General features: G+C 45.7%; 18 protein-coding genes. 6 read left to right on the top strand and 12 right to left on the bottom strand.

The genetic code is table 11. The features are described from left to right. Positions 1-4: 4 nt before the first annotated feature. Entirely contained in the window at positions 5-733 is a 729-nt protein-coding gene (locus tag ACG3M1_RS06135) for an SIS domain-containing protein (RefSeq protein WP_008819250.1), read from the top strand. A gap of 348 nt (positions 734-1,081) precedes the next feature. Here the strand turns inward: ACG3M1_RS06135 and ACG3M1_RS06130 are convergent, their stop codons facing one another. From ACG3M1_RS06130 to ACG3M1_RS06120, 3 genes are all read right to left on the bottom strand, one after another. Next, complete coding sequence (locus ACG3M1_RS06130; protein ID WP_257324235.1) at positions 1,082-2,407, bottom strand: replication-associated recombination protein A; 1,326 nt, start codon at positions 2,405-2,407, stop codon at positions 1,082-1,084. Between the two features lie 18 nt (positions 2,408-2,425). Then, positions 2,426-3,241: a purine-nucleoside phosphorylase gene (locus ACG3M1_RS06125; RefSeq protein WP_008819252.1), complete on the bottom strand. Its 816-nt coding sequence runs from the start codon at positions 3,239-3,241 to the stop codon at positions 2,426-2,428. A 289-nt stretch (positions 3,242-3,530) separates the two neighbouring features. Beyond that, positions 3,531-4,130 (bottom strand): sugar O-acetyltransferase, encoded by a 600-nt coding sequence (locus ACG3M1_RS06120; protein ID WP_008819253.1) that lies wholly within the window; start codon positions 4,128-4,130, stop codon positions 3,531-3,533. A 546-nt stretch (positions 4,131-4,676) separates the two neighbouring features. Between ACG3M1_RS06120 and ACG3M1_RS06115 the strand changes: the two genes are divergently transcribed. Then, entirely contained in the window at positions 4,677-6,581 is a 1,905-nt protein-coding gene (locus ACG3M1_RS06115; protein ID WP_008819254.1) for an acyl-CoA dehydrogenase family protein, read from the top strand. 22 nt (positions 6,582-6,603) lie between these two features. Continuing rightward, complete coding sequence (locus ACG3M1_RS06110) at positions 6,604-7,809, top strand: FprA family A-type flavoprotein (RefSeq protein ID WP_008819255.1); 1,206 nt, start codon at positions 6,604-6,606, stop codon at positions 7,807-7,809. 364 nt (positions 7,810-8,173) lie between these two features. Here the strand turns inward: ACG3M1_RS06110 and ACG3M1_RS06105 are convergent, their stop codons facing one another. Further along, positions 8,174-9,301 (bottom strand): hypothetical protein, encoded by a 1,128-nt coding sequence (locus ACG3M1_RS06105; RefSeq protein WP_008819256.1) that lies wholly within the window; start codon positions 9,299-9,301, stop codon positions 8,174-8,176. A gap of 623 nt (positions 9,302-9,924) precedes the next feature. Then, positions 9,925-12,096, bottom strand: a complete 2,172-nt coding sequence (gene gnpA / locus ACG3M1_RS06100; RefSeq protein ID WP_008819257.1) for a 1,3-beta-galactosyl-N-acetylhexosamine phosphorylase — start codon at positions 12,094-12,096, stop codon at positions 9,925-9,927. A 263-nt stretch (positions 12,097-12,359) separates the two neighbouring features. Here gnpA and ACG3M1_RS06095 point away from each other — a divergent pair, with 263 nt between their 5' ends. After that, positions 12,360-13,223, top strand: a complete 864-nt coding sequence (locus ACG3M1_RS06095; RefSeq protein WP_038274403.1) for an AraC family transcriptional regulator — start codon at positions 12,360-12,362, stop codon at positions 13,221-13,223. 640 nt (positions 13,224-13,863) lie between these two features. Here ACG3M1_RS06095 and ACG3M1_RS06090 read toward each other — a convergent pair. The 3 genes from ACG3M1_RS06090 to ACG3M1_RS06080 form a co-directional block, all read right to left on the bottom strand. Further along, a complete protein-coding gene (locus ACG3M1_RS06090; RefSeq protein WP_008819259.1) occupies positions 13,864-15,018 on the bottom strand; it encodes a D-alanine--D-alanine ligase family protein in 1,155 nt (384 codons plus the stop codon). A 72-nt stretch (positions 15,019-15,090) separates the two neighbouring features. Beyond that, positions 15,091-16,593: a UDP-N-acetylmuramoyl-tripeptide--D-alanyl-D-alanine ligase gene (locus tag ACG3M1_RS06085; RefSeq protein WP_240140381.1), complete on the bottom strand. Its 1,503-nt coding sequence runs from the start codon at positions 16,591-16,593 to the stop codon at positions 15,091-15,093. Positions 16,594-16,658: 65 nt separating this feature from the next. Continuing rightward, entirely contained in the window at positions 16,659-17,369 is a 711-nt protein-coding gene (locus ACG3M1_RS06080; RefSeq protein WP_002608134.1) for an alpha/beta fold hydrolase, read from the bottom strand. A gap of 135 nt (positions 17,370-17,504) precedes the next feature. On the opposite strand from ACG3M1_RS06080, the gene ACG3M1_RS06075 reads away from it, so the two are divergent. Both ACG3M1_RS06075 and ACG3M1_RS06070 read left to right on the top strand, forming a co-directional pair. Beyond that, positions 17,505-19,031 carry an FAD-dependent oxidoreductase gene (locus tag ACG3M1_RS06075; protein WP_008819261.1) on the top strand — a complete coding sequence of 509 codons (1,527 nt, stop codon included), beginning with the start codon at positions 17,505-17,507 and terminating at the stop codon, positions 19,029-19,031. A gap of 23 nt (positions 19,032-19,054) precedes the next feature. Next, the gene (locus ACG3M1_RS06070; RefSeq protein ID WP_021419809.1) at positions 19,055-19,603 is read left to right on the top strand and encodes an ABC transporter permease; all 549 of its coding nucleotides are present in this window, start codon (positions 19,055-19,057) and stop codon (positions 19,601-19,603) included. A 278-nt stretch (positions 19,604-19,881) separates the two neighbouring features. On the opposite strand, the gene ACG3M1_RS06065 is transcribed toward ACG3M1_RS06070, so the two are convergent. The 4 genes from ACG3M1_RS06065 to ACG3M1_RS06050 all read right to left on the bottom strand — a co-directional run bounded on the left by ACG3M1_RS06065 (position 19,882) and on the right by ACG3M1_RS06050 (position 21,661). Next, positions 19,882-20,052 carry a hypothetical protein gene (locus ACG3M1_RS06065; RefSeq protein ID WP_009588036.1) on the bottom strand — a complete coding sequence of 57 codons (171 nt, stop codon included), beginning with the start codon at positions 20,050-20,052 and terminating at the stop codon, positions 19,882-19,884. Positions 20,053-20,107: 55 nt separating this feature from the next. After that, positions 20,108-20,536 carry a DUF3795 domain-containing protein gene (locus tag ACG3M1_RS06060; RefSeq protein ID WP_008819263.1) on the bottom strand — a complete coding sequence of 143 codons (429 nt, stop codon included), beginning with the start codon at positions 20,534-20,536 and terminating at the stop codon, positions 20,108-20,110. 295 nt (positions 20,537-20,831) lie between these two features. Continuing rightward, positions 20,832-21,008 carry a DUF1016 family protein gene (locus ACG3M1_RS06055; RefSeq protein WP_008819264.1) on the bottom strand — a complete coding sequence of 59 codons (177 nt, stop codon included), beginning with the start codon at positions 21,006-21,008 and terminating at the stop codon, positions 20,832-20,834. An 83-nt stretch (positions 21,009-21,091) separates the two neighbouring features. After that, positions 21,092-21,661 (bottom strand): flavodoxin family protein, encoded by a 570-nt coding sequence (locus ACG3M1_RS06050; RefSeq protein ID WP_008819265.1) that lies wholly within the window; start codon positions 21,659-21,661, stop codon positions 21,092-21,094. Positions 21,662-21,753 lie beyond the last annotated feature (92 nt).

Genomic DNA, 21,753 nt, shown 5'->3' with positions numbered 1-21,753 from the left:
GATTATGGCATTTATTGATACGTATTTCAAAGAAGTGGAACAGCGTTTCGCGGTAATGAAACAGGAGCGGGAGCCGCTGGAACAGGCAGCACGACTATTGTTTGAAGCGGAGAAGGAACATCATACCATTTACACCTTCGGCAGCGGGCACTCGCATATGATCGGGCAGGATATCTATGCCAGAGCCGGAGGGTATGCAAAGGTTTATCCGATCAACGAAATCGAAATGACGCTGGCAACCCACCCGACAAAGAGTACCACACTGGAGCGGACAGCTTCCTATGCGGATGTACTGGATGCAATTTACACGATAGAAGCGGGAGATGTTCTGCTTGTCACCAGTAATTCCGGAAGAAATCCACTGGTGATCGAATACACGATGAGAGCCAGGGAAAAGGGTGCCCGTATTATCGTTATCACCTCCTTATCGCATAGCAAAACCATCGCTTCCCGTCATGAAAGCGGGCTGCGTCTGTTTGAGCTAGCGGATGTGATTCTGGACAATCATGCTCCGTATGGGGATGCGACAACACCAATCGATGAAGCAACCAGTATGGGACCTGTCAGTACCCTGACCGGATGCTTCCTTGCACAGTGTGTGATGGGAAGATTTGTCGAGCTGCTGAAGGAGCATGGCATGGAGGCTCCGGTGTTCGCCTCCAGCAATATGGACGGTGCCGATGAGCGAAATCGTGAGCTATTCGATAAGTATGTCATAAAAACTGTAAAATAAGAAACAGAAAACGGCGGTATGCATGGCACCTTTACCGCTGATGAAAACATAAAAAAGGCAATCTGAACCTGTTGTATCAAGGCTGGATTACCTTTTTTCTTAAGCTGCCTAATTCAGGAAATACGCAAACGCAGCTCCATGAGCATCTGTATCATACAGACTGTCTGCGTACAGCCGCCCGGATGCTTTCATGGCTTTCTTATGCGGCCTTTCTTCCTTACGGAAAGAGGCATTGATCATGCACAGCGCTGTCAAATGCCTGCAACCTGAAATCTGCGCCTATCCGTGTTCTACCAATATCCCAGCGTTTCATCACTCGCAGGAAGGTCTTCTTAAAACACCGGCTCTCTATTTATTTTGATGCTTCCGTTTCCATTCCTTGATATCCTGCAATCGCTTGCTTACCCTTGCTTCACTTCCCTGTATCGTTGGGTGATAGTATTCCCTTCCCTTCAGGGATTCCGGCATACATTCCATGTTTGTCAGCTTTTCCTGCGTATCATGAGCATACTGATAGCCTTCACCATATTGCAGATCCTTCATGAGGGATGTCGGTGCATTTCGTATTTGCAGGGGAACCGGTTCACTCAGCATATGCACAGCATCCTCCTTCGCTGCGCCGTATGCCATATACAGGGCATTGGATTTCGGAGAAAGAGAAAGATAGGTAACCGCATGTGTCAAATGTACATTACACTCCGGCATACCGAGAAAATGGCATGCCTGATAAACCGCAACGCAGATTTCCAAGGCACGGCTGTCCGCCATCCCGATATCCTCACTCGCAAAACGAACCAGACGCCTTGCCACGTACAACGGGTCCTCCCCCGCCTCCAGCATTCTCGCAAGCCAGTAAATAGCTGCATCCACGTCGGAGTTGCGCATGGATTTATGCAGGGCACTGATCAGATTATAGTGCTCCTCTCCCTGTCTTTCATACAGCAGCGACTTCTGGGAGGTACATTGCTCCAGCACCTCTTTTGTGATGACGATTCCCGCTTCTGAGCTTTCTCCGTTTAAAACCACCATCTCCAGCGTATTCAGCGCTGTTCTGGCATCTCCGTTGGCAAACACGGCAAGCATATGCAGCTGCTCCTCTGTGATGAGAACATGCTGTGAGCCAAAGCCGCGTTCATCCTGCAGGGCATGCTTTAGCAGCTCCACCAGATCCGAAACCTCCAGTGCCTTCAGCACAAACACCTTGCAGCGGGAAAGAAGCGCGGCATTGACTTCAAACGACGGATTTTCCGTTGTTGCGCCAATCAAAATAATACTGCCCTTTTCCACATACGGCAGAAAGGCATCCTGCTGGGCTTTATTGAAACGATGTATTTCATCAACAAACACAATCGTCTTTCTGCCATACAGACGCGCGTCCTCCGCTTCCTTCATCACGGCCTTAATTTCACGGATTCCGCTTGTGACGGCACTGAAATTGATAAAATGTGCCTGTGTCTGCCTGGCGATGATTCTGGCAAGCGTCGTTTTTCCAACACCCGGCGGTCCCCAGAAGATCATGGAGGAAACCATATCCTTTTCTATCAGGTTATACAGTATCTTCCCTTTTCCAAGCAGATGCTTCTGCCCTACGTAATCCTGCAGCGAAGCCGGACGCAGTCGGGCGGCAAGAGGATCCTTCTGTACATCATTTTGAAACAGCGAATTCTGTTCCATGAAGCATCCCCCTCCTTCTTACCACTCCTTTAACAGTGCTTCCATCCATGTACAAAGCCGGGCACTGCTCTTATTTGCCATTTTCACAACCTCTTCATGTGAATGCTTTTCCTTCGCAATACCGGTTGCCATGTTGGTGATACATGCAATTCCCAGCACACGGATACCGAGATAATTTGCCGCTATAGTCTCCGGCACAGTGGACATTCCAATGGCATCACTGCCTGCTCTGGCATACATACGGATTTCCGCCGCTGTTTCATAATACGGTCCCTGAAAAAGGGTGTATACACCATGGCGGTAAGGAATTGCCAACTGATCCGCCACCTGTTCTGCCTTTTCACGCAGCTGGATGGAATAAGGCTCTGACATATCCGGAAAGCGTGGTCCGAAGCGCTCATCATTATCTCCAATCAAAGGATTTACATCCAGCGAATTGATAAAATCATCAATAATCATCAAATCCCCCGGTGTAAATTCCGGATTGATACCGCCACAGGCATTGGTCACGATCAAATCCCGAACACCGAGCAGCTTCATCACATAAATCGGATAGGTGACCTCCTTCATCGAAAAGCCTTCATAATAATGAAACCTCCCCTGCATAACGATCAGACGCTGATTTCCAATTCTGCCAAAGACCAGATTTCCCGCATGACCTGCCACTCTGGATTGCGGAAAATGTGGAATATCCTGATAGGAGAGCACTTCTTTATCCTCCATCATCTCCACCAGCGAGCCCAGTCCGCTTCCTAAAATGATGCCAATAAGTGGCTCTGTTTTCACGTGCTTACGAATATATTGCACGGATTCTTCTACTTGTTCATAAAACATGGTTTCATACCTCCTGCTTATCCTTATTATATCATAGCCATACCGCCGCAAGTGAGGACATGCAAATAACTTCTTTAAAAAGGGAGACTCTCCTCGACATTTCTTTTTCGCAGGGACAGCTTTCGCATAGCTTATCAGTCATATGCATATCCGTTTTCTTCCGTATTCCCTATCGCCATCAGACTGCAAATACAGCCTCACAGACGACTAGGCGATCGCTTACGGCGTATCCAAAAAGACCTTTACTGCCTATACAGGTGCGCTGTTTACGGGTTTCACCTGCTTCCCATCAACTTTCCTCCATTTGAATACGGTACTTCTTTCGATCCTCCTCTGTAATGCGGCGAATCACCCTGCAGGGAACACCTGCCGCAAGAACATGATCAGGAATGTCTCTGTTCACAACACTGCCTGCCCCAATCACCGAGCCTTCCCCAATGGTAACGCCCGCCAGCACCTGAACGCCTGCTCCGATCCATACATTGCTTTTCACATGAATGGGAAAGGCATACTCCAGCCCCTGCTTACGCTGTTCCACATCCAACGGATGCCCTGCCGTATAAAAGCCGCAGTTTGGTGCGATATAGACATAATCACCAAAGGTTACCTCTGCTCCGTCGAGTATGACACCGTTATGGTTCATAAAAAATTCATTTCCGATGCTGATATGATACCCATAATCACACCAGAATGGTGGTTCTATGGATACATGCTTTCCCATCTGCTTGAATAAGCTGTGATAAATCTGATAGCGCTTTTCCGTATCGCTTGGACGCAGCTGATTGCACAAATGACACTGATCCTTACACCAGGCACGCTCATCCAGCAGTGCTGCATTGTAATTCGCATTATACAGAAACCCTTCCTCCGCCTTTTTCTTTTCCGACATACAGCTCCTCCTTCCAATTGTTTTCCGCTAAGTACAGTATAGCATACGGCAGACCATAAGTCCGCAGGCTGAGAAGTAAAAAGTCCGCATGTTAAAAGAGAATCTTATCGATTTGTAATTTGCAGAAAGAGGTAGGAAGGGACGAACACACATTCTTTCATACCTGTATGTATATGCGAAACCATAAATCGTATAGGTGAAGGAAATTCAAAGGCTGAATGAGTGTACAGCCGGTATACCTGTTTGAAAATGAAGCAGTATTCTCTTACGCAGAACGTTACAAATCATCTGCGCTCCAGCATCTGCTTAACTTACACCCGTGGGACCTAATTCGGGAAATCCCAAAAGCGCTGGCGCCGTTTTTCAGGTACTTCTTAAAACGAATCCAAAAAAGGAAAAATCTGTGAGCATATCTTTAGACTTATTGTAAGCGCTATGATATTATCAGAGTGTAAAGTGATTTACATTCTTAAAATGATTCTCATATTAAGAAAAATCATGAAAGCAGAAGGAATATCATAGAGATAAGTGAGGAGGACGTAAACTATGCTATTTACAACGACACAGCAGCAGGAGGAAATCCGCAAGACGGTTCGGGAATTTGCGGAAACCGAAATCAAACCGATTGCCTTTATGCTCGATAAGGAAAATGAGTTCCCGAGTGAGGCGATTGCGAAGTTTGGAAAGATGGGTCTGATGGGTATTCCCTATCCAAAGGAATATGGCGGGGCCGGACTGGATGTAATCAGCTATGCCATCGCTGTAGAAGAATTATCCCGTGTAGACGGTGGTACAGGTGTTATTCTGTCCGCACATGTCTCACTGGGAAGCTACCCTATTTTTGCGTTTGGTACCGAGGAACAGAAGCAGAAATATCTGGTACCGCTGGCAAGCGGTGAAAAAATCGGCGCATTTGGATTAACGGAGGTAAATGCCGGAAGTGATGCGGCAGGTACCGAAACAACAGCTGTTCTGGAAGGTGATTACTACATTCTGAACGGTGGCAAGATCTTTATTACAAATGCTGATAAGGCAGATACGTATGTCGTCTTCGCATCCACAAATCCGGAAATGGGAACCAGAGGTATCTCCGCATTTATCGTGGAGAAGGGCTGGGACGGCTTTACCTTCGGTGATCATTACGACAAGATGGGCATCCGTTCATCCTCAACAGCCGAGCTGATTTTCAATGATGTAAAGGTACCTAAGGAAAACCTGCTTGGTAAGCTTGGTCAGGGCTTTAAGATTGCAATGGCCACACTGGATGGCGGTCGTATCGGTATCGCCGCACAGGCACTGGGAATCGCACAGGGTGCGTATGAGAATGCGCTGGAATACGCAAAGGAGCGTGTGCAGTTCGGCAAACCGATTGCACAGCAGCAGGTCATCAGCTTCAAGCTTGCCGATATGGCAACCAAGCTGCGTTGTGCAAGAATGCTGATTTACTCTTCTGCAGAACTGAAGGAAAACCATGAACCATATGGTATGGAATCCGCTATGGCGAAGCAGTATGCAAGTGATGTTGCGCTGGAAATCTGCAACGATGCCTTACAGATCTTCGGCGGAAGCGGTTATCTGAAGGGAATGGAAGTGGAACGTGCGTATCGTGATGCAAAGATTACTACCATTTATGAGGGAACCAATGAAATTCAGAGGGTCGTTATCGCCTCTCATATCATAGGAAAAGCGCCAAAGGACGGCGGTGTCCGTAAGAAAAAAGGTGCAATCACCGGAGAACGCAAAAAACAGATTTTCAAGGAAGGCGATGCACAGGAACGTGTCAATGCCCTGGTGGAAGCCTTACAGAAAGACGGCTATGATTTCACAGTCGGTATCCCGATGGACACCCCGATTATGAATGCGGAGCGTGTGGTATCAGCCGGCAAGGGTATCGGCGAAAAGAAGAACATGAAGCTGATTGAGGATCTGGCAAGAAGTGCAGGGGCCGCAATCGGAAGCTCCCGTCCGGTCGCAGAAACTCTGAAATATGTACCGATCAACCGCTATGTCGGTATGTCCGGTCAGAAATTTACCGGCAATCTGTATATCGCATGCGGTATCTCCGGTGCGGGACAGCATTTGAAGGGAATCAAGGATGCCACCACCATCGTTGCCATCAATACGAATGCCAATGCTCCGATCTTTAAAAATGCCGACTACGGGATTGTCGGTGATGTTATGGAAATACTGCCGCTGTTAAGCAAGGCTCTGGATACCGGAGAAAAGAAACCGGCTCCGCCAATGAAGAAAATGAAACGTCCGTTTATCAAAAAGGAAGCTCCTTCCTATATGCGTCATGTCTGCAATGGCTGCGGCTATGAATATGATCAGATGCTGGGAGATCCGGAAAATGATATTGCTCCGGGTACGCCGTTTGAAAAGCTGCCTGAGGAATGGATCTGTCCGGAATGCGGAGAAGCAAAGGATCAGTTCATCGAGACATTGGATTAAATAAAGAGAAGGAGGATGTAGTATGTACTGTGTAAGAAAAGTAGTTGACGATCTGTACTGGGTGGGAGGAAATGATCACCGTCTTGCCCTGTTTGAAAATATTCACCCGATTCCGAATGGCGTATCCTATAATTCCTATTTGCTGCTGGATAAGAAAACGGTATTGTTTGATACCGTAGACTGGGATGCCTGCCGTCAGTTTCTGGAAAATGTAGAGCATGTTCTGAACGGGCGTGACCTGGATTATCTGGTTATCAATCATATGGAGCCTGACCACGGTGCCAGCATTGAGGAAATTCTTCTTCGTTATCCAAAGGTGAAAATCATATCAACCGAAAAAAGCTTCCTGCTGATGCATCAGTTCGGCTTTAACGTTGACGGGCGCACAGAAGAGGTCAAGGAAGGCGATACCAGATGCTTCGGTAAGCACACCATCACCTTTGTAGAGGCTCCGATGGTGCACTGGCCGGAAGCAATGGTCAGCTTTGATGTAACAAACGGCGTTCTGTTTTCCGCTGATGCCTTTGGAAGCTTTGGCGCACTGGATGGCAAGCTGTTTAACGATGAGGTTGATTTTGACCGCGACTGGCTGGATGATGCCCGCCGTTACTATACCAATATCGTAGGAAAATACGGACCGCACGTACAGGCACTGCTGAAAAAGGCGGGAACCATTGATATCAAGGTTATCTGTCCGCTGCATGGACCGGTATGGAGAAATGATTTCGGTTATCTGCTGGATAAATATGACAAATGGAGCCGTTATGAGCCGGAGGAAACCGGTGTCCTGATTGCCTATGCCTCCATGTATGGAAATACGGAATCCGCCGCGCAGGTACTGGCCGCCAAGCTGGTGGAAAAGGGTGTTAAAAATGTTGTGGTGCATGATGTTTCCAATACCCATGTATCCTACCTGATCAGTGATGCGTTTAAATACAGCCATATCGTACTGGCTTCGGTAACCTATAACCTGGGAATCTATCCTGTTATGCATGATTTCCTCATGCATATGAAGGCACTCAATATGCAGAAGCGTACAGTGGGAATCATTGAAAACGGGTCCTGGGCACCGAAATCCGGGTCCCTCATGAAGGACTTCCTGGATAATCAGATGAAGCAGATGAGTATTCTGAATTCTGAAGTATCCATGATCAGTGCCCTGAATGATAATAATAAATCTGAAATGGATAATCTGGTTGATAGCATCATTGATTCCATGGAGGCTTAACAAAGGAGGATTCTCAGCCGAGAATCCTTTTTTCGAGCACATGACAGTCCAGCGGACAGAGTTCTCCACACGGTCATTCAGATGTTCCTTTTTCGTATCTGAAGCACTTATTAAATGTTTAAACAAATGAATTTGTACTGTTGAGCATACTTGTCGGACACATAGAAAGTATTCAAAAAAAACAGAATACGAATCGTTTCCTTCACAGGCTTTCGCCGAATGAAAAAACCGCTGCATATTTTTCCGGACAACACGTATCGAGCATAAAGGATAAGCTTCTACTTATGCGAGGTCAAAGGTTACTCCTCAACAAACAATGCAAAAGAAAAGAGCACCCGGCTCAATCCTTTATCTGTCGCACTGTCTATTCCCATTCGGAATCAAATTTCACACTGCAGTATTCCATTGCTCCGGAGGTCTTAAAGGACATGGAAACGGCAGTATTGCTTTCTGTCCTATACCGAACGCGAACACCGTTTTTGCTATACCGCACACTCATCGGTTTTCCCAGTACCTGATACACATCCTGAAGTGTTGATGTACCGTTAACACCAGATGCGAATGTCAAAGCTTCCAGAGACTCATCCGCTGCAAATATTTCCTGAATCACATGCTTTTCGGTCAGCTGATCTGTGGAAGAAATCGTTCCATCCACTCGCAAATCAATACGCATATCACTTTTTTCTGCACTGATGGTAGTCTCTTTTTTATTATATTCATCCAGATATTTGGATTTCCACCCTTTTTCTATAAGTGCTTTCGCAGGTGTCGTTTCGTTTATGCTCACACCATCGAACTGTATGCTTCCCTTCGCAAATTCATCCGCAGCACTTCCCTTCGCAAAGGGGATATCATATACAGAATACCCAACTGCCTTAGCCGTATCAAAGCTGATATTCTCTTTCTTTTCCTTGCGTTTTTCACTTCCTGACAATGCAACCTTGCTCAGTTTTCCTTTTTCAAATGAAAACTCTGCCAGCTCAGAGGTTTCATACGAGGTGCCTGTGACATAATCCATATTGCTGTCATCGTTGGAAATCCTATACTCATAAGGCGTTCCCAGTGCTTTGATTACATCCTGCTCAGTAGTACTTCCGATTTTAAAATTGTGAGGAAGCTTGTATTCCTTCACATTTTCTGTATTTCTGTCTGAAAAGACTACACGCTGAATCAGCGCATCGTTCACACTGATTTCTTCATCCTTCGGATTGAAGACACGGAGAATCATCGATTCCCGGTCATTATCCTTATATGTTAAAAATACCATATCATGTCCCAGCGCTTCGATATGCTCCGGCGCCTGATCCAGCTCCCAGATATCCAGAAGATCCCCCAGCGGCTGGTAAATGGTGATATTCTCATCATGCAGTACGATCGTGAGATCTTCAAGCTTCAAGTCTTCTGCTTTTTTCTTCGCTTCCTCTTTTGAACAACCGCCGGCAAACAGCATACCGCATGCCAGCAGCACCAATCCGTAATTTCTGATTTTCATACAGCTCTCCTTTTCATTTCTTCCATTTTGACAGCTTCAGCATATGAAACCCTCCCTCATACTGTCCTGAACCCATTGCTTTTCTTTCGAATACAGCAGCTTCGTTTATCTCCATCGTTTTCGTACCCGAATACACAATGCGATATCATCAGAGAATGAGTCCATTCCGGCAATACCGCAAAACACTCCGTCAGTTCTATTTGAACTGCCTCTTTTTCTCTGTTCACCCTTAATACCTCTGAAGAAAGAAAATGGTTGCAGAAAAGCAAAAATTATTTTTTAATATGCAAAAGCAGTGTAACATTTGTTCTATGTAAGAATTGTGCAGGCCGTTTATATCTTGAAATCGGCTACCACATTTTTCTTGTGAATCCCCTGCAGGACAGTATAAAGGCACATGAAGCAATTACTTACTGATTGTCCAATCCCTGTGTTTTCAATCTCAAACCTGAAAGACTTGGATATGCTGATTTCTCAATGCCGTTTTACAGTATCGAAAACCACGATATGAGTTCATAATACTGCCTGAAAGGACTGAAACCATGAAAATTCTATCTCATACGCTGTACACTCCTACGTCCATTTACCGCATGGAAAAATGCGGCATTCATGCCGCACAATTCTTATTCTTCTCCGCTGATGGAAAACCAGCGAATTTCATTTGCCTGTAAACGGATATCAAATACATCGTGGTCCGTATAAATCCGCGTATCCTGCACCTCATACGTATTGTTCACCACACAGTAGCTGTTTGTATTCGGATAAACATTGACCTCCACATTGCAGTTTTCGCTGTACCATTTTTTCATTTCCGTTTCTTTTCCTGCCGCATAGAACAGGCAGCGATACAGCAGACGTGCATTTTCAAAGCTGAATGGCAAACCGCTCAGATAGACACTTTTCCCTTTCCCATACGTATTGGCCGCAAAACGGATATTCTGATGTTCATTGATCAAAACCGCCGTATCCGGCAATGCATAGATATTGCGTATTTCTTCTCCAAGCTGTAAAGCTTCAGGCAGCTCCTCCTTCAGGAAATGCGGCTGCTCCTCCCAGTTATATTTATCCTGTGACAGGGAAAAGCCAACCTCCTTATCCACGCCCAGCACATCATACAGCTGGAAGAAATGTCCTTCTTTTTGTGCTGCACTCGGTTCTCCGACGCCGATAAAGCCGCCCCCCTCGTATACAAATTTGCGTAGGGCGCTCACAATGCGTGCATCCTTCCAGTAATCTCCTCCGCTGAAGGCTGTATAGGCATCCCCTGCATTGATAATCACACCGGCATCATCCAGTACCTTCGGATGTTCCAGTATATCGTCAAAGCTGATAAACTGCACATCAAACGGCATGCCGCTCAGAGCCTCCAGAACACCGGAATAGGAATAAATCTGCTTATACCACAGCGCATGAGCGACCATTTCCGCTCCCCAGCCCCGAAGTGCTCCCCAGCTGTTAAGAATCGTCACCTTAAACGGCATGCACATCGGCTGTGCAGAGTGTACATGCTCGTACAGCTCACGAAATTCATTGCATACCTCTTCAATATAATCAACAAAATCCGGAAATTTCAATGCAAGCTTCAGATACCCGCCATATCCGATACGGTCCAGTGGTGAGCGAAGGATTGCACGCCTTGCCGTCACCCAGTTTACCTTCGCCTCCTGAACAGGGTCACCGCCCTCATGAAATACATCGGGGAAGAAATACGGCAGAAACCGTCCCTCCGTATACTTCACTCCTCTGATATCGGAAATCAGACGCAAGGTACGTCCATCCCCGACAGAGCCCACTACGGCATCCAGTCCAAGCTTCTGAAAGTAAGGCCCAAACGGTTCTGTCCCAATCCAGTGGTCTCCCAGAAACATCATCGCTTCCTTACCGGCTTCATGTGTAATATCCACAAGTTTCTTCACCAGCCTCGCAACCTCGCGCATCTGAAAGTCCATGAAATCACGATATTCCTTTGTAGGGACACAGAAGGTGGAATTATGATATCCCTGATTGATGATATACTCCGGACGAAACCGGTATCCGACCTCCTGCTCAAACTGTTCAAGAATATAGGGAGACACACTGGCACTGTAACCGAACCAGTCTACAAATTTCTCCCGCGCCTGCTCATCGAACATGAGCGTAAACTGATGAAAGAATGTCGTAAAGCGAATAACATCCACCTCCGGATGCTCAGCAATCCAGCGGCGCAGCTTATCCAGAACATATGCCTGAGTCTTTGGCTGCCGTACATCATAGGTCATCTGATGCTCCTCATGCTTCCATTCATTGGTCAGGGCATTGTACATATGCACCGGATCCCAGATCACAAATGCCAGAAAGCTTACTGTATACGCATGAAACGGCACACATTCCAACACGACAACCGCTTCCTTTTCCGCGTCATATTCCCACTTGTCCGCAGCAACCACATCACCGCTCGTACGGTCGATCACCTCCCACCACCGCTTTATATCATCCAGTGTATTGACCTTCAGCTGTTCCTTATAATAATGCTTCATCAACGGTATGGTCAGGGTCTGTGCACTTGCCGTCACCATATCGCTCATCAGATACATCTGCTGTATCTCCTGCGGATTTGCACTTGCCCATGCATTATCCTTTCTCGTCGTATAATAGGTCGCATACTGCTTCACATCCAGCTCACGCAGCTGCTCGGGCATGCTGGTGCCGTCACAGTCCCGGATCGCATCCGCCCCCCATCGTTCTATGATGTTTAAGGTTTCCTCAATTACATCAACATCGGTCGGCACAGTTACGCGCCCCTTTTTCGTATTCATGTCAAACTCCTCCTGATCATCTTTAGCTTCATTTTATGGGCTTATGAAGCGCTTGTCAAACCGTCCGGACACATCGATCTGCAAAAAAACGGGCAAGATATCTAAAAAAGCGAATCCGGTATTTCTTATTTATTCGATAAACACAAGCATTGTATTTCATTTTTTAGAGATATTGGCTACTTTTACTTTTTGCCAATAAATATAATTCTTGTCAACGACAGCGGTGTCTATTATAATAAAAGCAGATATAAGGATGTGATATGATGAGTATACAAAGATATCAGTTGAAGAATCGCAAGCTGGATAAGATGAGCTTCCACCTTCTCTATATTTCAACAAGTCGTTATGAGGGTGACTGGCACAGCACGCCGCATGCCCATCACTGTACGGAATTATTTTATGTATCCAGCGGCAAGGGAAGCTTTCTTGTAAATGATGATGTTTTTGATGTAAAGGCGGATGATTTGATCATTGTCAATCCCAATGTCCCGCATACGGAAATGAGCAGGGATGAATCCCCTTTGGAATATATCGTTCTCGGTATTGAAGGTCTGCAGTTTACCAGCTTTACCAACCATATGGAATATGAGGACTACAGTGTCCACAACTATTATGAATTCAAGCATGAGATTCTGTTTTATCTGAAAACACTGGTGCAGGAAATGGCGCAGCAGGATGATGATTACGAGGCGGTATGTCAGAATCTGCTGGAGGTGCTGATCATCAACATGGTACGCAGGACAAAGGCGAACCTGATTGTAGCGCCATCTCAGAAAATAACCAAGGAATGTCATTTTGTGGAGCAGTATATCAACAATCATTATCAGGAGGATATCACGCTGGAGCTGTTAAGTGAAAAAACCTATATGAATAAATTTTATCTGGTACATGCCTTTAAGCAGTACAAGGGCGTCTCCCCCATCAATTATCTCATCCGACTGCGTGTACAGCAGGCTAAGGAGCTGCTGGAAACCACAAATTATTCCATAGCACAGATTTCCGACTCCTGCGGTTTTTCCTCCCAGTCTTATTTCTCACAGGTCTTTAAAAAAGCATGCGGGATGACACCGAATGCCTATCGCAAAAGCAGTGATCGTGGCAAGGTCATCGCAAATGACATCACATAGCCGCTCATGCGTTGATATAGCACGATAGAAACCGTAGGAAGCCCTGCTTACAGTGTTTATGCCAAGCAGCTGTACGCTCCCCCTTATGCCGGAAAGCGGAAATTCACACATCCTTTCAAAATTCAAATAAGAAAGCAGGGAGTCCTTGATTGCATATGAGGTGTTTCTTGTTTCTCTGTAAAGAACGAATATGCAACGGAAAAGCTGAAAATAAATGAACGATACGGAGATGACAATGCTTTATGCTCGTCATCTTCTTTTTTATGCCGGACTGATTATGAAATATCAAATTCTTCTTACGCATGATTCTCATGAAACAAAAAGCCGATTTTCCACACCTGCAAATGCAGTCCTTGCGCTGTCTGATTGAACGCTATCTCCTGTGAACCGTACCGGATGTATTCTAAGCAGTAAATACAACTGTGAAGTTCATGCTGTTATGAAAAAAATCCTTTCCCCACTGAATCGTTCCTGTATGAAAAGCGGATGCAACATCTTGTGACTGCCTATGCATATCCCGCAGCGAAATTTCTTACTGTTTATGCTTCAAAGTATACGTCAGCGTCCTTTACCGTTTCTCCTTCTTCCATTGTTCTGTCTTCCTGCAAAAGAAAAGATGCGAAGCATTGTCCGCATTTTTCTACTTCATCAGTTTTCCTCTGCCCTTATAATCCCGCAGAATATTTGTGTCATAGCTGAAAATCATCTTCTGTTCCCTGCGTACCCGCTGAAGTGCTAGCGAGATCAGCTCATCCAGCAGGGCAGGAAAGGAAAGACCTTCCTTTTCCCACAAATAGAAGGACAGGGAGCCTGGAATCGTATTGATTTCATTCACATACAGAGCTGAACTGTCTGCATGCATCAGAAAATCAATCCGCACGACCCCTGCCGCATTCAGCGCACGGAAGGCATCCATCGCCATCGTGCGAACCTCCTCAGCCTGCTCATCACTAAGCTCTGCCGGCAGCTTCCGGCTGGTACTGAGCATTCCCTTGGATTTACCCTGTCCGCTGTACTTGTTGTCATAAGACAGAATTTCATCCTGCTTGACAACTTCTTCCAGTGTACTGCAGCGACAGCCGTCCTCATCCCCCAGTACCGAGGCGTTGATTTCCCGTAGCGGTTCAATCACCTTTTCAATCACAACCTTGTGATCATACTGAAAGGCCTCGATCATGCTTTTATGCAGCTCCACATCATTGTGGGCAACGGCGATGCCGACACTGCTGCCCAGATTCGCAGGCTTAATGATGAGCGGATAACCAAGACGCTGCGCTTTTTTGAAAAAGGACTGCTCCATCGGCTGATGCAATGTCCAGAAAAACCACGGTACAACCGAAAGCCCGCTATCCTGCAATACCTGCTTCATAATCACCTTATCCTGTCCGATTGCGCCTGCCAGAACACTGCAGCCGACATAGGGTATCCCGATCGTTTTCAGATATCCCTGAAAGGTGCCGTCTTCCCCATTGGTTCCATGCAGAACCGGGAACACCAGATCAACCTCCTTATCCCTGGCAAATAATTTACGACGCGATGGAATCAAGTACGTATGCGCATCTCTTCGAATCAGAGCTACACTGGTATGATCCGCTATGAATTCTTCAATATGCTGAAAGGTTTCCAGCTCCCGTAATTCCTCCTCACAAAACATTCTGCCATCCTTGGCAATATACAACGGCAGTATTTCATAGCGCTCCTCATCCAGAGCAGCCATTACCTGCTGAGCCGACAGGACACTGATTTCATGTTCTACACTTCTGCCGCCAAATGCCACGGCAATTTTAAGTTTCATAGCATTCTTCCTTTCCTTACACATTATCAGTGTATGCGAATGCCTAAAACGTGTTCATGTGAGTACGGGCTGCTAGTGGTTGAATGCATCCGGCAAATCATTTTCCAGCAGCACGCAGTCCTGCAGCTGTGCCTGCTTTTGTACGATTGCCAGTGCCTCCTGAAAGCTGTCGCAAACATGGACCCTTTCTTTTGGAAATCCGCTGTCTGCCAATCCTGCGGCGATGCTTTTCGTCTGGACAGCACCTACCAATACCGCCGTATCCACGCTATCCGCAATCTCTTCACCCAGCTTGTACTGTTCTTCCTCCTGCTGTTCTCCCAGCTCCAGAAAACCGGGTGTGATGATAAACCGCTGATGCTTCATCTGCTTTAAAACCTCCAGTGCACAGCGCGCTCCTTCCGGATTGGAATTATAGGCGTCATCCAGCAGGGTGCAAAAGCTTTTCCGTACCTGCAGCCGATGCTCGATATAGGGCAGCTTTTCGACAGCTAACGCCATTATTTCCCAGGAAACACCAAGTGTGTGCGCAACTGCGATGGCACAGGTGATGTTCACGACATTGTGTTTTCCTAAAAGCTTTGTGTGAAACCGGTGGGACTGCCCCTCCTGTATCACCGTAAACGACGTGCCTTCCTCACTGTAACGGATATCACAGCAGCGATAATCCGCATCCTCGCTCATCCCGAACCATACGATTCGGCAGGTGTTTTGAATACTGTAGGTACGAATATAGGCATTGTCCCGATTCACGAAGCCGATACCGTCGGCAGGAAGACATTCTATCATCTGCATTTTCTCATGGAGTATATTTTCCATGGAGCCAAACGTTGCCAGATGCTGTGTGCCGACAGAGGTTACAACACCATACTGCGGCTTTACAAACTGCATCAGATCATGAATTTCCTTCACATGATCCGCTCCCATTTCACATAAAAACACCTCATGCAACCGTTCCAGCTTATTGCGTATGGTGAGAGTGATTCCCATCTGATTATTATAGGAGCCGGGCGTCATCAGGGTATAGTAAACATCTGACAAAAGCTCATTCAGAATGGTTTTCACACTCGTTTTCCCATAGCTTCCGGTGATGCCGACAATGGACAGCGCGCTGTTGCTTTTTAACAGCTTTGCGGCATCCGCTGCATAATGATTGCGAATCGCCATTTCCAGCGGCTCTGAAATCCATGCGGCAGGCAGCACCATGAGCCATGCGGACAGAAAAAGAAACGGTGTCACAAGAATGAGCGCTGCGGCAGACAGGAAACAATGCAGCAGGCACAGCAAAATGCCGTATAACGTATACAGCAGGATCGCAAGGCGGTGAATTCGCGCTGTTTTCACCAGCGGCTTGCGATAGGCGCGCTCCTCCTCCATTTTACAGCTGATGTAGGCAAAGATAGCAACCAGCATCAGCAGCAGAACCTCCTGCATGGAAGTCGGCTGCAGCAAAAGCAGGCTGTAGCTCAGCATCAGCGTCAGCAGTATTTTCACAATCAGCTTCCAGGATAAGCGGATATAGGACACCAGCCATGTCCGATACCGCCCTTTGTTGTAACGGTTCTGCTGGAACATATGCATAGACTGCTTCAAAGGAACATAAAGAAAAAAAAGATACACCGCCAGAAAACAGAACAGCATCATGGTCTTAAAAAGGCATCCACGATGCGGCAGAACTGTATACTGAGGTGGAAGTAGGCAAAATGATCCTCCTTCGGCAGAACAACCAGGGCGGCATTTGGCAGTTCCTCCTCCATGACACGACCCATCCACAGCGGTGTAGCCGTATCCTTTTCTCCCCAGACCAGCAGCGTCTCCGTGGATATATCCTTCAGTATTCCCGAAAGATCATCCTCAACGCTGGCAACGAGAACCCCCTTCATGATTGCTGAAGCACTCTGATAATCACTGCTTCCCATGGCAGGGGCAGCATGCAGTTTTTTCAGCAGCTTATATGTTTTCACGCGGATATGATAGCCCAGCCCGCGCTTTGCCTGAATGCCGGCAGCTCCGGTCAGAACCATTTTCTCCACCGGAAAGCGGTATGCATAGCGCAGTGCAATGCGTGCTCCGAAGGAATGAGCGATAAAGCTCACATGAGTGATCTGCAGATGGTCCAGAAGCTCCTGCAGAAAATCCACGTAATCGTCTACACTCCAGACACGCGGCGGCTCCTCACTCTCTCCAAACCCCGGCAGATCCAGATTGATAACCGTAAAGGTGTCGCAGAGATGGTCCTGCAGAAACTTCATCATGTATTGATTCTGTCCCCATCCGTGCAACAGTACCACGGCAGACTCGTTATTCCCTGCGCGTGTAACATTTACTTTTATATTTTGAATGGTAATCATGTTGTTCCTCCTCCTTCAAGTATATGATGCTTGTGGAGTGATAGACCCAACGTTCGACAAAGTTTTCTGCAGGTCTTTCTATTTTATGAGAAAGAAATGCCGGTTTCTGGGTAGTCTGTAGAAGAGGTGAAGAACATGACAGAATCATTCTGGATGAAACGAAATACAAAAACGACGAACTATCCGACTTTACAAAAGGAGACGGATGCCCATATCGCCATTATCGGCGGCGGTCTTACCGGTATAACAACAGCCTATTATCTCGCACAGGCAGAGGAGGATGCCATTCTTCTCGAAGCTGATTCTCTATGCTTTGGTGCCAGCGGAAGAAATACCGGAAAGCTGACCATGCAGCACGGCCTGCTGTATGCAAATCTGATTGAGCATTATGACCGTATCCTTGCCCGGCAGTATTATGAAGCAAATGAGGAAGCGTTGAATTCCATAGAAGCAATTATTCAGGAGCACCATATAGCATGCAGCTTTGAACGATGCGATTCCATGCTGTTTACCCGTGATGCCGTACAGGTAGCCAAACTGCAGGAGGAATACCAGGCCTATCTGGATCTGCATATCCCGTGTACCTATATCGAAAAAAATGATGCACCGTTCCCCATGGAGGCAGGACTGCGCATGCAGTATCAGGCACGCTTTGATCCCTATGCCTACGGCTGTGCGCTTGCCGAAATTGCCAGAGAGGGAGGCATTGATATTTATGAGCATTCTCCTGTCACAGACATGCAGGAGGAGGAGCAGGGCTATCGTCTGATAGTCAACGGTACGTGCGTACATGCGGATATCGTAATCTTCGCAACGCAGTTTCCGTTTATCGATCAGGGACACTTTTATTTTACGCGTATGTATTGTGATCAGGAAAGCATAATCAGTGCCCGTGTAAAGAATCCACTGCCAAAGGATATGATGCTGTCCATAGACGATCGTGTACAGTCCTACAACACATGCGAGGATACACTGCTGTATGCCGGCAACACCTATAAAAGCGGACAGGATAAGGCTATGAATCTGCAGGAATTTGAAAATACATTACGTGAGGATTTCATCGTACAGGAAATCACCTCTGCATGGAGCTCACAGGATTATATGACCTTTGATCAGCTGCCTCTGATCGGTAAGCTGGATAAGCATGAGGATCGCGTATTGTTTGCGAGCGGCTATAACAAATGGGGCAACACCACAAGCTGTATCGCAGGCAAGCTGTTATGCTCCTACGCACTGCATCGCGGCTCCCCCTATCGCATGATGTTCTCTCCACAGCGTCTTTCCAGCATATTTTCGCTGCAGTTTGTCAAAGAAAATCTGAATGTGGTCGGCGCCTTTCTGAAAAGCAAGCTGCAAAAAAGCACCACAGCGTATCCGCATATCGGAGAAGGTACCATTATGGAGCTGGATGATCACCGCTATGGCGTGTATCGGGATGAGAACGATGAGCTGTATATCGTTGATATCCTCTGCCCGCATCTTGGCTGTACACTGCGCTTCAATGCAGATGAAAAGACCTGGGACTGCCCGTGTCACGGTTCACGGTTTTCCTATACCGGGGAAATCATCAAGGGTCCTGCCACGCAAAGGCTGCATACCATGCATGAGCCGCATAATTCCATTGATCCTCATATCGTGAATCCTGATACAGCTGACCATTGATTCCTGCAATATTCATTGAATTCATGAATAGCCGCAAGCAACTCCAAATCAAAAAGGGTGTGTATGCACAGGCTTATTCCATAAGAAAATGCGAATGTTCGCATTTTTTCTTATTGCTGGATTCTCTGATTTCCTTCGGTATTATCATTGTGATCGGTATTCTGATCTTTGATCTGCCGTTTTCCATCCTTACGGGTGGTATGATAGTATGCATCATTCTCTGTTGTGCATCCTGTATGAGCATCGGATTTTTGCTTGGCTCCTTCGGCATTATCTTGCCGGATATCAATTTTGTATATAATTTATTTATCACCCTGCTGTTTTTTCTATGTGGTGCCAATCTATCCATTCATCTGCTGCCACTCCCCCTGCAGTGGCTTGCCTCTGTTCTGCCATTGACACATGGGCTGCAGGCAATGCAGCTGCTTATCCATGGAACATGGAATACGCAGGTCACTTTTCTGATGCTGCAGGAGGTGCTTTGTATGGTGATCTATGCTGGCGCTGCCTACCTGATGTTTCGAATCCTGGAGCGTGCAGCCATGCGAAAGGCAACCATTGATCTATACTGACGCTGTTAAACATATGAAAAAGAACCCGTTAAGCTTCGGGCTCTTTTTCATATAGTACACATACCTTATCAAGCATGGTGAAGTTTAGAAACAGGGCGAAAGCTTTCATTGCTCGACTGAAGCAGGACTGTCAAACAATATTCTCACCCAAAATAATCTTAGGCATTGTGATGAAACAGCGATTCCAGCGTTTATAATATTTCTTCAGCCCAAGCCTCGATACACTTGCATGCGCATCTTCATTTCACCAATTCCCAATATAGGACATAGGTTACGTTTCACACAATCCTTGTAAGACGGATTGGCAAGTCCCCTTCCTTGACCGCATTGAAATCCTTTTGCCGGTGTGTACGTTTTATGTAGTGTACAGCAAGGACACCGTCCTGCTTCAAATAAAATTCAGCCACTTCCTTCATCGGCGCTTCGATTTCCTCCTGCTTATTCATCATTGCTTATATATGCAGATTTCATCAAACATCATATTCCCTCCATCAGCTTCTATACCTACCCTTTTTCTGTAGTGAATGCCTTTTCCTGACATTCACTGCACTCTTTATCATGAATGGAAATAACGCCACCGCAGGTAGAACAGGTATATTTCTTTTTCTGCTGCTCCATAAATACCTCTAACCCCTGATTTTTCACAATCTCACTATTCTCCATGAGACTAGCCTGATATCTTTTTTTATAGCTTTTCTCAAGGTTTTTTATAAGCTTACAGGGATAATCCGAACAGGCATAGCAATAGGATAAATCTCTTGCTTTAACACAGTCCTTGATTTTACACCTACGGCAGTGTTCAGGTTTACCCCGATCACTTTTCAGGCAGCCATCACATGGTTTTTTATGATAGCAATGCTTATAACAAACCTTGCAGTTCATACCGCATGGGGCAAACATAATCGTTTCTATATCGCTTTCCTTCATCATCATTGATAATTATCTCCGTATGCACAGCTTGTTTCTTCATACCTGTGTATTACATATATATACTTTCAATAGCAATAAGCTTCCTTACGTCCTCCCCGAATGATGCATCTCCTTGCATATAAGCTCCTCATTACTTCTCTATGGAAATAAAGGAAGGAAACTGATCCGGACTATGCATACGCTGCATCGCATTTGTATCCATATCAAAACATCTTCCATTATATTCATAATGTAATTTGCCATCGGCACAATACAGGCAATGCTCTGCCTGAAATGCTACAGGCTTATAGCAGTCATTCTAATATATTAATTCAGCTCTATTAGAACCGCTTTGTTCTTCTTCTACTATCATTCTTCCTATTTCGAAGTAAGTATATACCATCATAATATTAACTGCAGTTTTTACATTTTTTCTCGCTTCTTCAACAACCACACTAACTTTATCAAGAAAAATATTATTTAGTTCATTTAACACAATCACTCCTTCATTATATAATTTATATTAGAAATCTCAGATTCAGACTTTACCTTAATATCACATAAAATTCTAATTTATCTTTATAGTAAGCTTCGTGCAAAAGCTCTTGCTCTTTCCTTTTTATCATTATCTATGAATATGCTTCTGTATCCTAAATCACGCTCTGATAGCATTCCTTCATATACTAATTGGGAATGCTTGCAATATCTTTTCACACTTTCTTCAAATAAATCTGCTCCTTTTTCAGGCTGGTATCCACATGTAGTTATCATTGCAATGCTTTTACCGTTCCATAAAGTCGGCCCTTTTTCATCACCATAATATTTATTCATACCATATACCAGTCGATCAAGCACAGCTTTCATAGGTGCCGGACATGACCAACTGTAAATAGGTGTGGCCAATATTATTTTATCTGCTTTAAGTATAGCATCAAATATTTCCTGCATGTCATCCTTAATACTGCATCCAGATCTCGTCCAATCCTTTTGGCAGCTTCTACAGGCTACACAGCCTTTGATTTTTTTATCATAAAGCCAAATAATATTCACATTATTTCCTGATTCCTTTATTTCGCTTACAAATGGTTCTACAAGAGATATCGTATTCCCTTGCTTTCTTGGGCTTCCTAATAAAATTAAAAATTGCATTTGAAATTTCTCCTTTCAATTAACAGCCACTTCTACACATTAAAATGTTATCACAGTATTTGGTTGATCCCATATCCTCCTGCTCATCACGC

The organism is Clostridium sp. 10cd*, assembly GCF_044336395.1.
GTDB lineage: Bacteria > Bacillota_I > Bacilli_A > Erysipelotrichales > Erysipelotrichaceae > Clostridium_AQ > Clostridium_AQ innocuum.
Note: the sequence above shows the minus strand (reverse complement) of the source record. Positions and strands in the feature narration are given on the sequence as shown.

Excerpts from the sequence above, each read along its gene's own strand:
- ACG3M1_RS06135 (WP_008819250.1), top strand. The coding sequence starts at position 5 with ATGGCATTTATTGATACGTATTTCAAAGAAGTGGAACAGCGTTTCGCG.
- ACG3M1_RS06130 (WP_257324235.1), bottom strand. The coding sequence starts at position 2,407 with ATGGAACAGAATTCGCTGTTTCAAAATGATGTACAGAAGGATCCTCTT.
- ACG3M1_RS06125 (WP_008819252.1), bottom strand. The coding sequence starts at position 3,241 with ATGTTTTATGAACAAGTAGAAGAATCCGTGCAATATATTCGTAAGCAC.
- ACG3M1_RS06120 (WP_008819253.1), bottom strand. The coding sequence starts at position 4,130 with ATGTCGGAAAAGAAAAAGGCGGAGGAAGGGTTTCTGTATAATGCGAAT.
- ACG3M1_RS06115 (WP_008819254.1), top strand. The coding sequence starts at position 4,677 with ATGCTATTTACAACGACACAGCAGCAGGAGGAAATCCGCAAGACGGTT.
- ACG3M1_RS06110 (WP_008819255.1), top strand. The coding sequence starts at position 6,604 with ATGTACTGTGTAAGAAAAGTAGTTGACGATCTGTACTGGGTGGGAGGA.
- ACG3M1_RS06105 (WP_008819256.1), bottom strand. The coding sequence starts at position 9,301 with ATGAAAATCAGAAATTACGGATTGGTGCTGCTGGCATGCGGTATGCTG.
- gnpA (WP_008819257.1), bottom strand. The coding sequence starts at position 12,096 with ATGAATACGAAAAAGGGGCGCGTAACTGTGCCGACCGATGTTGATGTA.
- ACG3M1_RS06095 (WP_038274403.1), top strand. The coding sequence starts at position 12,360 with ATGAGTATACAAAGATATCAGTTGAAGAATCGCAAGCTGGATAAGATG.
- ACG3M1_RS06090 (WP_008819259.1), bottom strand. The coding sequence starts at position 15,018 with ATGAAACTTAAAATTGCCGTGGCATTTGGCGGCAGAAGTGTAGAACAT.
- ACG3M1_RS06085 (WP_240140381.1), bottom strand. The coding sequence starts at position 16,593 with ATGTTCCAGCAGAACCGTTACAACAAAGGGCGGTATCGGACATGGCTG.
- ACG3M1_RS06080 (WP_002608134.1), bottom strand. The coding sequence starts at position 17,369 with ATGATTACCATTCAAAATATAAAAGTAAATGTTACACGCGCAGGGAAT.
- ACG3M1_RS06075 (WP_008819261.1), top strand. The coding sequence starts at position 17,505 with ATGACAGAATCATTCTGGATGAAACGAAATACAAAAACGACGAACTAT.
- ACG3M1_RS06070 (WP_021419809.1), top strand. The coding sequence starts at position 19,055 with ATGAATAGCCGCAAGCAACTCCAAATCAAAAAGGGTGTGTATGCACAG.
- ACG3M1_RS06065 (WP_009588036.1), bottom strand. The coding sequence starts at position 20,052 with ATGATGAATAAGCAGGAGGAAATCGAAGCGCCGATGAAGGAAGTGGCT.
- ACG3M1_RS06060 (WP_008819263.1), bottom strand. The coding sequence starts at position 20,536 with ATGATGATGAAGGAAAGCGATATAGAAACGATTATGTTTGCCCCATGC.
- ACG3M1_RS06050 (WP_008819265.1), bottom strand. The coding sequence starts at position 21,661 with ATGCAATTTTTAATTTTATTAGGAAGCCCAAGAAAGCAAGGGAATACG.